Source organism: Phytobacter ursingii, from assembly GCF_001022135.1.
Classification (GTDB): Bacteria; Pseudomonadota; Gammaproteobacteria; order Enterobacterales; family Enterobacteriaceae; genus Phytobacter; species Phytobacter ursingii.
This window is the reverse complement of record NZ_CP011602.1, coordinates 5,164,075-5,176,348: the sequence shown is the minus strand read 5'-3', so window position 1 is coordinate 5,176,348 and position 12,274 is coordinate 5,164,075. Positions and strand designations below refer to the sequence as shown.

General features: G+C 51.4%; 8 protein-coding genes, 1 tRNA gene and 3 rRNA genes. 8 read left to right on the top strand and 4 right to left on the bottom strand.

Annotated elements, in window-relative coordinates:
* The first annotated feature begins 54 nt into the window (after positions 1 to 54).
* The 8 genes from AB182_RS28005 to AB182_RS32435 all read left to right on the top strand — a co-directional run bounded on the left by AB182_RS28005 (position 55) and on the right by AB182_RS32435 (position 8,802).
* Complete coding sequence (locus AB182_RS28005) at positions 55 to 2,133, top strand: putative bifunctional diguanylate cyclase/phosphodiesterase (protein ID WP_047372896.1); 2,079 nt, start codon at positions 55 to 57, stop codon at positions 2,131 to 2,133.
* A gap of 476 nt (positions 2,134 to 2,609) precedes the next feature.
* Positions 2,610 to 3,730 (top strand): IS3-like element ISKpn34 family transposase gene (locus AB182_RS27995; protein WP_120773466.1). Its coding sequence is split into 2 segments (ribosomal slippage): positions 2,610 to 2,862 and positions 2,862 to 3,730, totalling 1,122 coding nucleotides; the frame shifts between segments, so codons are not numbered across the junction.
* 34 nt (positions 3,731 to 3,764) lie between these two features.
* Positions 3,765 to 3,947 carry a hypothetical protein gene (locus AB182_RS31175; RefSeq protein ID WP_071846004.1) on the top strand — a complete coding sequence of 61 codons (183 nt, stop codon included), beginning with the start codon at positions 3,765 to 3,767 and terminating at the stop codon, positions 3,945 to 3,947.
* A 477-nt stretch (positions 3,948 to 4,424) separates the two neighbouring features.
* A complete protein-coding gene (locus tag AB182_RS27990) occupies positions 4,425 to 5,450 on the top strand; it encodes an amino acid ABC transporter substrate-binding protein (RefSeq protein ID WP_039077394.1) in 1,026 nt (341 codons plus the stop codon).
* Positions 5,451 to 5,520: 70 nt separating this feature from the next.
* Complete coding sequence (locus tag AB182_RS27985) at positions 5,521 to 6,702, top strand: amino acid ABC transporter permease (RefSeq protein WP_047372895.1); 1,182 nt, start codon at positions 5,521 to 5,523, stop codon at positions 6,700 to 6,702.
* Positions 6,703 to 6,711: 9 nt separating this feature from the next.
* Positions 6,712 to 7,815 (top strand): amino acid ABC transporter permease, encoded by a 1,104-nt coding sequence (locus AB182_RS27980; protein WP_047372894.1) that lies wholly within the window; start codon positions 6,712 to 6,714, stop codon positions 7,813 to 7,815.
* Between the two features lie 7 nt (positions 7,816 to 7,822).
* Positions 7,823 to 8,581, top strand: coding sequence for an amino acid ABC transporter ATP-binding protein (locus AB182_RS27975; protein WP_039077391.1), 759 nt, complete (start codon positions 7,823 to 7,825; stop codon positions 8,579 to 8,581).
* A gap of 14 nt (positions 8,582 to 8,595) precedes the next feature.
* On the top strand, positions 8,596 to 8,802 hold the full coding sequence (locus AB182_RS32435; protein ID WP_139153737.1) for a hypothetical protein: 207 nt from the start codon (positions 8,596 to 8,598) through the stop codon (positions 8,800 to 8,802).
* 106 nt (positions 8,803 to 8,908) lie between these two features.
* Here AB182_RS32435 and rrf (AB182_RS27970) read toward each other — a convergent pair.
* The 4 genes from rrf (AB182_RS27970) to AB182_RS27955 all read right to left on the bottom strand — a co-directional run bounded on the left by rrf (AB182_RS27970) (position 8,909) and on the right by AB182_RS27955 (position 12,265).
* A 5S ribosomal RNA gene (gene rrf / locus AB182_RS27970) occupies positions 8,909 to 9,024 on the bottom strand.
* Positions 9,025 to 9,061: 37 nt separating this feature from the next.
* A tRNA-Thr gene (locus tag AB182_RS27965) sits at positions 9,062 to 9,137 on the bottom strand.
* Between the two features lie 14 nt (positions 9,138 to 9,151).
* Positions 9,152 to 9,267, bottom strand: a 5S ribosomal RNA gene (gene rrf, locus AB182_RS27960).
* Between the two features lie 96 nt (positions 9,268 to 9,363).
* Positions 9,364 to 12,265: ribosomal RNA gene (locus AB182_RS27955) — 23S ribosomal RNA — on the bottom strand.
* Positions 12,266 to 12,274: the final 9 nt, after the last annotated feature.

Below are 12,274 nucleotides of genomic sequence, written 5' to 3'. Positions count from 1 at the left end.
GTCTTCTCAAGTGTAGTTACGCATAAGACCTTTTGTGAATGAGTTGATGACATAATGCTGGTTAGCCAATACGACCAAATCCTTGTTGTTGTTTCTTTTATTGTCGCCATTCTGGCTTCCTATACTGCGCTAAATATGGCAGGTCGTGTGTCCACCAGCTCAGGGGCTTCCTCATGGGTGTGGTTGACGGGCGGCGGTGTCGCAATGGGCATTGTTATTTGGGCCATGCATTTTATCGGCATGCTGGCGATGGATATCTCAATGCACCTGAGCTATGACCCGTTATTGACGGCGATCTCCATGCTCATCGCCATCAGCGCCTCATGGTTCGCACTCTGGTTAGTCAGCGATAATGAACTGACAATGCTGCATCTTCTGCCCGGTTCCTTTGTGATGGGTATGGGGATCGTTGCCATGCACTATACCGGCATGGCAGCGCTAAAAGTGGAACCCGCCATTATCTGGGATATGTTCTGGGTCGCTATCTCGGTCATCATTGCGTTAACCGCCTCTTTTGCCGCGCTATGGCTGACATTCCGTCTTCGTCATGAAGCCGCTCAGGTGGCGTTAATGCGCTTTGGCGCGGCCATTTTGATGGGGCTCGCCATTGCCGGTATGCATTACAGCGGCATGATGGCCGCGAAATTGCCTGACCAGGAACCAATGAGTCACCATGGTGTTAACGGCAGTTGGCTGGCCGTACTGGTAAGCGTCGTGGCATTTTCTATCCTAGGCATCACCCTACTCGTTTCCATGCTGGACGCGCGCCTGCAGGCGCGAACATCTCAGTTGGCCTCTTCACTGGCGGAAGCGAACCGCGAACTTGCCCAACTGGCGCTACACGATACCCTGACGCGCCTGCCTAACCGCGTACTGCTGGAAGACCGTCTGGATCAGGCGATACATAAAGCCAGACGTGAAGGGTCCTTCTTTGCTCTGATGTTTATGGACCTGGACGGCTTTAAAACTGTTAACGACGCCTATGGGCACGATGTGGGCGATAAATTGCTGGTTGCCGTCACTGAACGCCTCAAGCAGCAGCTCAACGGACAATACACGCTGGCTCGTATGGGCGGTGACGAGTTCGTCCTGCTGACTGACGTAAGCGCCCCGGATGAAGCAGCGGCGCTTGCAGGCTCGCTGGTGCGCGTTATCGACAAGCCGTTTAATATCGATCCCTATGACATGATGGTCACCCTGAGTGTTGGCATTGCACTCTATCCACATGATGGTAAAAATGAGCGCGAGCTGATGTTTAACGCGGACGCCGCGATGTATCACACCAAACATATGGGGCGAAACGGCTATCACTTCTTCCAGCCCTCTATGAACACCCTGGCGCAAACGCAGTTACAACTGATGAACGACCTGTGGCTGGCAACGGAACGTAAAGAATTTCGCCTGGTTTATCAGCCCAAATTCCAGGCGCCAGCAGGACCAATCATTGGCTTTGAAGCCCTGCTCCGCTGGCAGCATCCAAAACGAGGGATGCTCTCTCCGGATGTCTTTTTACCCCTAGCAGAGAAGACTGGTCTGATTGTGCCACTCGGAAACTGGGTCATTGATGAAGCGTGCCGGCAGTTAAGCGAATGGCGTAAGCAGGGTAATATCGACTGGTCGGTAGCGGTCAACTTATCCACATTGCAATTTGAACAGCCGTCTCTGGTTCAGACCATCATGGATAGCCTGCAAAAGCATGGGGTGCCACCTGACACGCTGATCCTGGAGGTCACCGAGACCACGGCGATGACTAACCCTGACGAGAGCGTTCGCGTCCTGACGGAACTGACCGATGCAGGCGTGCAGGCGTCTATTGACGACTTTGGCACCGGCTATTCCAGCTTGCTCTATCTCAAGCGGCTTCCCGCATGCGAACTGAAGATTGATCGCGCTTTTGTCAGAGAACTCAGCAGCGATGGCGACGATGCGACTATCGTCTCGGCTATTATCGCACTAGCAAAAACGTTAAATCTGAAGGTGGTGGCGGAAGGGGTCGAAACCGCAGAACAGCAGGCCTTTTTGACTGAACTGGGGTGCAATACCTTACAAGGCTATCTGCTCGGTCGCCCGGTCACGCCTGAAATTATCAGTTCCCAGGGAAATACCTTGTGCCAGCAGGAACCTGTTTGTTAAATATCAATAGAATAGATAAGTAAGGGTGTTCAGTGTTGCACCCTTTTATCGAAGCACCTGTCAGGCTTTTTTACTCTTTTCCGTTAGTGCTATTTACAGTATCTTTATTAAAATCATTAGCTCACCACAAATAACGAACCTGAAATCTTTATATTCCCTTATCAATACCTCACAGCTTTTTTGTACTTCCATTTTTTCTGCACTATTCGATGGAATATCATAATTCTCTCCATGATGTTTACACTACTCATACTTTGAGATTATTGAACGGGGCATTCTTAATCTTCGCGATGTTAAAATAGCGTATCGATTCTGCGCTGATGTCGTTATTTGATATCGGGGATCGGGACTATTTAGAGGTAACATCATGAAAAGATTAATTTCCGTTGTTCTGCTTACCGCTACTGACCTGCTCCCCGTTGATTAATACACCGCGATGTTAGTAATGTCTTCATAAGCCACATGAGGACATCCCCATGAAGAAGCGTTTTTCCGACGAACAGATCATCTGTATTCTCCGCGAGGCCGAAGCCGGCGTTTCTGCCCGTGAGCTCTGCCGTAAGCACGCCATTTCCGACGCCACCTTTTACACCTGGCGTAAGAAGTATGGCGGTATGGAGGTGCCTGAGGTTAAGCGCCTGAAGTCTCTTGAGGAAGAGAACGCCAGACTCAAGAAGCTGCTTGCTGAAGCCATGCTGGATAAGGAGGCGCTTCAGGTGGCTCTTGGGCTAAAGTACTGACGACAGACCAGAAGCGGGAAGCCGTGGAAGTCATGTGCGAGGCTAAGGGTCTGTCGCAACGTCGTGCCTGCAGGCTGGCAGGTCTGTCCCTGTCAACCTGCCGATATTCGGCTCAGCGTCCGCCTGCTGACGCGCAGCTGTCTCTACGCATCACAGAGCTGGCACTTGAACGCCGCCGTTTTGGTTACCGGCGTATCTGGCAGCTTCTGCGACGTGAAGGTCTTTGCGTTAACCACAAGCGGGTTTACCGCATCTATCAACTTAATGGCCTGAGTGTAAAACGCAGACGACGTCGTAAAGGGCTGGCAACAGAACGTCTGCCGCTGCTCCGCCCGATGGCGCCCAATCTGACCTGGTCAATGGATTTCGTCATGGACGCACTGGCCACAGGTCGCAGGATCAAGTGCCTGACCTGCGTGGATGATTTCACAAAGGAATGCCTGACGGTCACTGTTGCCTTCGGGATTTCAGGCGTGCAGGTCACGCGTATTCTGGACAGCATTGCGCTGTTTCGCGGCTATCCGGCTACGATAAGAACCGATCAGGGCCCGGAGTTTACCTGCCGCGCACTCGATCAGTGGGCTTTTGAGCATGGTGTGGAGCTGCGACTTATCCAGCCCGGCAAGCCAACGCAGAACGGATTTATTGAGAGTTTTAACGGACGCTTTCGTGATGAATGCCTGAATGAGTACTGGTTCAGCGATATTGTTCACGCCAGGAAGATCATTAATGACTGGCGACTGGATTATAACGAGTGTCGACCACATTCATCACTGAATTACCTGACGCCGGCTGAATTTGCAGCGGGCTGGCGAAACGGGAAATATGAAGAAAAACCAACCGACATTACTAACTGAAGGTTGTATCTAACTCTGGGGGCAGGTCACTACCCTGGCAGGCTGTGCGCACGACTCTCCTTGCGTCCCTGTATATGACGATCAGGGCCGTCTGGTCCATACCAATACCTGCGTAAAAGGAACCACTCAGGATAACTGGGAAACCGCAGGTGCGATTGCCGGTGGGGCTGCAGCATTGGCAGGGTTAACGCTGGGTATCGTCGCGTTAACGAAATAATGGGTTCAAAGCGCGGCGATGCCGCGCTTTGCTTTATTACAGTGCATATCTTTTTATTGGCGTAAATTTTTAGCATCAAAAACGAGCAAATCATTTAAATAATTCTGCAGTTCTGCATGATTTCCCACCACATTTTTAATTATTTCCTCTGTGCTCGTGACGTGATTCACAAAGTAATACGTTTAACTACCTTGCTTATATTACCCCAGGAAACTTACTTGTTAGCAGAATTGGCTAAGTGAAAGTTTTTTGCTCTGTTTTGTGGCGCAGGTTGTAATTTTGCACCATTGCAGGGCGTTGAGGTTATTTTTTCCTGTCTACACTCTCCATATTGCGCTCACGGCTCGCATTTTTCCGTGTTCGCAAAAACTGGCACTACCTTTGCTTTAAAGAGTATGGCCAAAGCCACAGACAGGTTTAAGGCGTTTCCCGGACGCCTTCATATAACGATAATTTTTTCGCCACACAGGATGCATTATGAAAAAGATGATGATTGCCAGCCTGGCAGCTGCCGGCGTGCTGTTTGCCGTTGCTAATCAAGCCCATGCTGGCACAACGCTGGATGCCGTTAAGAAAAAAGGCTTTGTACAGTGCGGTATCAGTGACGGTCTCCCTGGCTTCTCTTACGCAGATGCAAACGGTAAATTTACCGGTATAGATGTAGATGTGTGCCGTGGCGTTGCTGCTGCCGTATTTGGCGATGACACGAAAGTGAAATATACCCCGCTCACCGCTAAAGAGCGTTTCACTGCGCTGCAATCCGGCGAGGTCGATATTCTTTCCCGTAATACGACCTGGACCTCTTCACGTGACGCGGGCATGGGTATGTCCTTTACTGGCGTAACCTATTATGACGGTATCGGCTTCCTGACCCACAACAAAGCTGGCCTGAAAAGCGCCAAAGAGCTGGACGGCGCAACCGTATGTATTCAGGCGGGTACCGATACCGAGCTCAACGTGGCGGATTACTTTAAATCCAACAATATGAAATACACGCCGGTAACCTTTGATCGCTCTGATGAATCCGCAAAAGCGCTGGAATCCGGTCGTTGCGATACGCTGGCATCTGACCAGTCCCAGTTGTACGCGCTGCGCATTAAGCTGAGCAACCCGGCTGAATGGATCGTTCTGCCAGAAGTCATCTCCAAAGAGCCGCTGGGCCCGGTCGTTCGTCGCGGTGATGAAGACTGGTTCTCCATTGTCCGCTGGACACTGTTTGCAATGCTGAACGCAGAAGAGATGGGCATCAACTCGAAAAACGTTGACGAGAAAGCGGCTAAACCGGCAACGCCAGACATGGCGCACCTGCTGGGTACCGAAGGTGATTTTGGTAAGGACCTGAAACTCGACAACAAATGGGCCTACAACATCATCAAGAAAGTGGGCAACTACTCTGAAATTTTCGAGCGTAACGTCGGTGCTGACAGCGCGCTGAAAATCAAACGTGGCCAGAACAATCTCTGGAACAACGGCGGCATTCAGTACGCTCCGCCAGTACGTTAAGACGTAAGCGCTGTAACGGGCGCTGCACATGCGGCGCCCACTCCAGAGTCATGGTTACCGAGGTTTTCTTATGTCCCAACGCCGCCCAACCGTTAAAGGATCGCTCTCCTTTTCAAACCCTGCGGTTCGTGCCTGGCTGTTTCAAATTATCGCTATTCTTGTTGTTATCGGCATCGCGATCTATTTGATACACAATACTATTACCAACCTGAACAGTCGCGGCATTACCTCTGGTTTTGCTTTTCTCGACCGCGCTGCCGGATTTGGCATTGTTCAGCACCTTATCGACTACGAACAGGGTGACACTTATGGCCGCGTCTTCTTTGTAGGCCTGCTGAATACCTTATTGGTATCTGCGCTATGTATTGTTTTTGCATCATTTATCGGCTTTTTTCTGGGGCTTTGCCGTCTTTCAGAAAACTGGCTGTTACGTAAGCTCTCTACCATTTATATCGAGACGTTCCGAAATATTCCCCCGCTGCTGCAAATCTTCTTCTGGTATTTCGCCGTATTGCGTAATTTACCTGGCCCACGTCAGGCCATTGGCGCGATGGATTTGCTTTTCCTCAGTAACAGGGGACTCTATATCCCCTCACCTCAACTGGGGGAAGGGCTATGGGCGTTTATCGGCACGATCGTTTTCGCGCTGGCTATCAGCATCGGTCTGTATCGTTTTAACAAAGCGCACCAGATTAAAACCGGCCAACTGCGTCGTACATGGCCAACGGCATTGGGGCTAATCATTGTGCTCCCGCTGCTGGCACATTGGGTATTTGGCGCGGCGCTTCACTGGGACATCCCGCATTTACGCGGTTTTAACTTCCAGGGTGGCATGGTGTTAATTCCGGAGCTGGCCGCACTGACGATTGCCCTGTCGGTTTACACCTCGGCATTTATTGCTGAGATTATCCGCTCAGGCATTCAATCTGTTCCCTACGGTCAACATGAAGCGGCACGTTCGCTTGGCTTGCCCAATCCGGTGACATTACGTCAGGTCATCATTCCGCAGGCGCTGCGTGTCATTATTCCACCGCTGACCAGCCAGTATCTAAACATTGCAAAAAACTCGTCTCTGGCAGCCGCGATTGGTTATCCGGATATGGTGTCGTTGTTCGCCGGTACGGTACTCAACCAAACAGGCCAGGCCATCGAAACTATCGCGATTACCATGTCGGTTTATCTGATTATCAGCCTGTCGATTTCGTTACTTATGAATATCTATAACCGCCGCATCGCATTAATTGAGCGCTAAGGACACCTGATGACAAAAGCTATTCTGTCTCAATCTACGCGCCAGACCCGTGCAGGAAGCAGCGGTATTGTGCTGTGGATAAAGAAAAATTTATTTTCAAGCTGGCTGAACGCGCTACTGACACTCTTCTGTCTGTGGCTGATGTGGGAGTTAATCCCGCCATTACTGAACTGGGCTCTTTTTCAGGCGAACTGGATAGGCTCTACGCGTGCGGACTGTACCAAAGCAGGCGCGTGCTGGGTGTTTATTCATGAGCGTTTTGGTCAGTTCATGTATGGCCTCTATCCGCATGAGCAACGCTGGCGCATCAATCTCGCCCTGATTGTCGGACTGCTTTCTATGGCACCGATGTTCTGGAAAAAGCTACCGAGCCGTGGTCGCTATATCGCCTGCTGGGCTGTGGCCTATCCGATCGTGGTGTGGTGGCTGATGTACGGTGGTTTTTTGGGACTCGATCGTGTGGAAACGCGCCAGTGGGGCGGGTTAACGCTGACGTTGATCATCGCCTCTGTCGGTATCGCTGGCGCTTTGCCTCTGGGCATATTGCTGGCGCTCGGGCGTCGCTCGAAAATGCCGGTGGTGCGGGTATTGTCCGTGATCTTTATCGAGTTCTGGCGTGGCGTACCGTTGATCACCGTACTGTTCATGTCCTCGGTTATGCTCCCGCTGTTTATGGCGGAAGGCACAAGTATCGATAAGTTGATCCGCGCACTGGTCGGGGTGATTCTGTTTCAGTCCGCCTACGTCGCCGAAGTCGTGCGTGGCGGTTTGCAGGCTCTGCCAAAAGGGCAATACGAAGCTGCCGAGTCGCTGGCGCTGGGATACTGGAAAACACAAGGGCTGGTGATTTTACCACAGGCATTAAAACTGGTGATTCCAGGTCTGGTGAATACCATCATCGCGCTGTTTAAAGATACCAGCCTCGTGATCATCATCGGTCTGTTTGACCTTTTCAGTAGCGTCCAGCAGGCAACGGTTGACCCGGCCTGGCTCGGTATGTCGACCGAAGGTTATGTATTTGCCGCGTTAGTTTACTGGATTTTCTGTTTTAGCATGTCGCGCTATAGCCAACATCTGGAGAAGCGCTTCCATACCGGGCGTTCAGCGCATTGAGGAAATTATGAGTCAAATTACTATGCAACCTGCCGATGCGATGATTACGCTCGAAGATGTGAATAAGTGGTACGGACAGTTTCATGTGTTGAAAGATATCAATCTCAAAGTAAAGCAAGGGGAACGTATCGTACTGTGCGGTCCTTCCGGTTCGGGAAAATCAACAACCATTCGTTGCATTAACCATCTGGAAGAACATCAGCAGGGCCGTATCGTCGTTGACGGGATCGAGTTAAACGAAGATATCCGTAACATTGAAAAGGTTCGTCAGGAAGTAGGGATGGTATTCCAGCACTTCAATCTTTTCCCGCATTTGACGGTACTGCAGAACTGTACGCTGGCACCAATCTGGGTGCGTAAGATGCCTAAGAAAGAAGCCGAAGCGCTGGCAATGCACTATCTGGAGCGCGTTCGTATCGCTGAGCACGCCCATAAATTCCCTGGGCAGATTTCTGGTGGTCAGCAGCAGCGTGTGGCTATCGCCCGCTCGCTCTGCATGAAACCGAAGATTATGCTCTTCGATGAACCGACCTCTGCGCTTGATCCTGAGATGGTGAAAGAAGTGCTGGATACCATGATTGGACTGGCAGAATCGGGAATGACAATGCTGTGCGTAACACATGAAATGGGCTTTGCACGTACCGTTGCGGACCGGGTGATCTTTATGGATCGCGGTGAAATCGTTGAACAGGCGCCGCCACAGGAATTTTTCGCGAATCCTAAGTCTGAGCGCACCCGTGCTTTTCTGTCACAGGTTATCCATTGATATTAATGACAGGAATGCAAAAGGCCATCCGCAGAGATGGCCTTTTTTATTGCCGATTGAAAACCACGCCCGCAGGCCGTGGTTTTCAACAGGTTTTAACTCTGCCTCATTGTTTTTGGATTTTTAATCTCACAAGACTGGCAGGGACTTATTTTTTAAGGGTTTTAGTAAGCCGCTATGGTGGAATCAATGCCGCGCTCATGAAGGCGGATTTTTACTAATGTAGCTTCAGGAGGTTGTACGGAAAAAAAGCTACAAACTCACTCAAAATTCCATGCCAAAAACAAAAGGCCCAGTCTTTCGACTGAGCCTTTTGTCTTAATTGATGTCTGGCAGTTCCCTACTCTCACATGGGGAGACCCCACACTACCATCGGCGCTACGGCGTTTCACTTCTGAGTTCGGCATGGGGTCAGGTGGGACCACCGCGCTAAAGCCGCCAGACAAATTCTTTCTAAGCGCCGAACTTTAACCTTAAAACTGGTGCTGATACCCAGAGTCGAACTGGGGACCTCACCCTTACCAAGGGTGCGCTCTACCAACTGAGCCATATCAGCACGCTTAATTTGATGCCTGGCAGTTCCCTACTCTCACATGGGGAGACCCCACACTACCATCGGCGCTACGGCGTTTCACTTCTGAGTTCGGCATGGGGTCAGGTGGGACCACCGCGCTAAAGCCGCCAGGCAAATTCTGTCTATCAGACCGCGCTTTGCGTTCTGATGTAATCTGTAATCCAAGCTGAAAATCTTCTCAAATCCGCCAAAACATCTTCGGCGTTGTAAGGTTAAGCCTCACGGTTCATTAGTACCGGTTAGCTCAACGCATCGCTGCGCTTACACACCCGGCCTATCAACGTCGTCGTCTTCAACGTTCCTTTAGTGTCCTTAAAGGACAAGGGAAGACTCATCTCGGGGCAAGTTTCGTGCTTAGATGCTTTCAGCACTTATCTCTTCCGCATGTAGCTACCGGGCAATGCCATTGGCATGACAACCCGAACACCAGTGATGCGTCCACTCCGGTCCTCTCGTACTAGGAGCAGCCCCCCTCAATCTTCCAGCGCCCACGGCAGATAGGGACCGAACTGTCTCACGACGTTCTAAACCCAGCTCGCGTACCACTTTAAATGGCGAACAGCCATACCCTTGGGACCTACTTCAGCCCCAGGATGTGATGAGCCGACATCGAGGTGCCAAACACCGCCGTCGATATGAACTCTTGGGCGGTATCAGCCTGTTATCCCCGGAGTACCTTTTATCCGTTGAGCGATGGCCCTTCCATTCAGAACCACCGGATCACTATGACCTGCTTTCGCACCTGCTCGCGCCGTCACGCTCGCAGTCAAGCTGGCTTATGCCATTGCACTAACCTCCTGATGTCCGACCAGGATTAGCCAACCTTCGTGCTCCTCCGTTACTCTTTGGGAGGAGACCGCCCCAGTCAAACTACCCACCAGACACTGTCCGCAACCCGGATCACGGGTCCACGTTAGAACATCAAACATTAAAGGGTGGTATTTCAAGGTTGGCTCCATGCAGACTGGCGTCCACACTTCAAAGCCTCCCACCTATCCTACACATCAAGGCTCAATGTTCAGTGTCAAGCTATAGTAAAGGTTCACGGGGTCTTTCCGTCTTGCCGCGGGTACACTGCATCTTCACAGCGAGTTCAATTTCACTGAGTCTCGGGTGGAGACAGCCTGGCCATCATTACGCCATTCGTGCAGGTCGGAACTTACCCGACAAGGAATTTCGCTACCTTAGGACCGTTATAGTTACGGCCGCCGTTTACCGGGGCTTCGATCAAGAGCTTCTCCTTACGGATAACCCCATCAATTAACCTTCCGGCACCGGGCAGGCGTCACACCGTATACGTCCACTTTCGTGTTTGCACAGTGCTGTGTTTTTAATAAACAGTTGCAGCCAGCTGGTATCTTCGACTGATTTCAGCTCCGTCCGCAGGGACTTCACCTACATATCAGCGTGCCTTCTCCCGAAGTTACGGCACCATTTTGCCTAGTTCCTTCACCCGAGTTCTCTCAAGCGCCTTGGTATTCTCTACCTGACCACCTGTGTCGGTTTGGGGTACGATTTCGTGTTACCTGATGCTTAGAGGCTTTTCCTGGAAGCAGGGCATTTGTTACTTCATCACCGTAGTGACTCGTCATCACACCTCAGCCTTGATTATCCGGATTTGCCTGGATAATCAGCCTACATGCTTAAACCGGGACAACCGTCGCCCGGCTAACATAGCCTTCTCCGTCCCCCCTTCGCAGTAACACCAAGTACAGGAATATTAACCTGTTTCCCATCGACTACGCCTTTCGGCCTCGCCTTAGGGGTCGACTCACCCTGCCCCGATTAACGTTGGACAGGAACCCTTGGTCTTCCGGCGAGCGGGCTTTTCACCCGCTTTATCGTTACTTATGTCAGCATTCGCACTTCTGATACCTCCAGCATGCCTCACAGCACACCTTCGCAGGCTTACAGAACGCTCCCCTACCCAACAACACATAGTGTCGCTACCGCAGCTTCGGTGCATGGTTTAGCCCCGTTACATCTTCCGCGCAGGCCGACTCGACCAGTGAGCTATTACGCTTTCTTTAAATGATGGCTGCTTCTAAGCCAACATCCTGGCTGTCTGTGCCTTCCCACATCGTTTCCCACTTAACCATGACTTTGGGACCTTAGCTGGCGGTCTGGGTTGTTTCCCTCTTCACGACGGACGTTAGCACCCGCCGTGTGTCTCCCGTGATAACATTCTCCGGTATTCGTAGTTTGCATCGGGTTGGTAAGCCGGGATGGCCCCCTAGCCGAAACAGTGCTCTACCCCCGGAGATGAATTCACGAGGCGCTACCTAAATAGCTTTCGGGGAGAACCAGCTATCTCCCGGTTTGATTGGCCTTTCACCCCCAGCCACAAGTCATCCGCTAATTTTTCAACATTAGTCGGTTCGGTCCTCCAGTTAGTGTTACCCAACCTTCAACCTGCCCATGGCTAGATCACCGGGTTTCGGGTCTATACCCTGCAACTTAACGCCCAGTTAAGACTCGGTTTCCCTTCGGCTCCCCTATTCGGTTAACCTTGCTACAGAATATAAGTCGCTGACCCATTATACAAAAGGTACGCAGTCACACCACGAAGGTGCTCCCACTGCTTGTACGTACACGGTTTCAGGTTCTTTTTCACTCCCCTCGCCGGGGTTCTTTTCGCCTTTCCCTCACGGTACTGGTTCACTATCGGTCAGTCAGGAGTATTTAGCCTTGGAGGATGGTCCCCCCATATTCAGACAGGATACCACGTGTCCCGCCCTACTCATCGAGCTCACAACCTGTGTGCTTTCGTGTACGGGGCTGTCACCCTGTATCGCCGGACTTTCCAGACCGTTCCACTAACACACAAGCTGATTCAGGCTCTGGGCTGCTCCCCGTTCGCTCGCCGCTACTGGGGGAATCTCGGTTGATTTCTTTTCCTCGGGGTACTTAGATGTTTCAGTTCCCCCGGTTCGCCTCATTAACCTATGGATTCAGTTAATGATAGTGTGTCGAAACACACTGGGTTTCCCCATTCGGACATCGCCGGGTCAAAGGTTCATATCACCTCGCCGGCGCTTTTCGCAGATTAGCACGTCCTTCATCGCCTCTGACTGCCAGGGCATCCACCGTGTACGCTTAGTCGCTTAACCTCACAACCC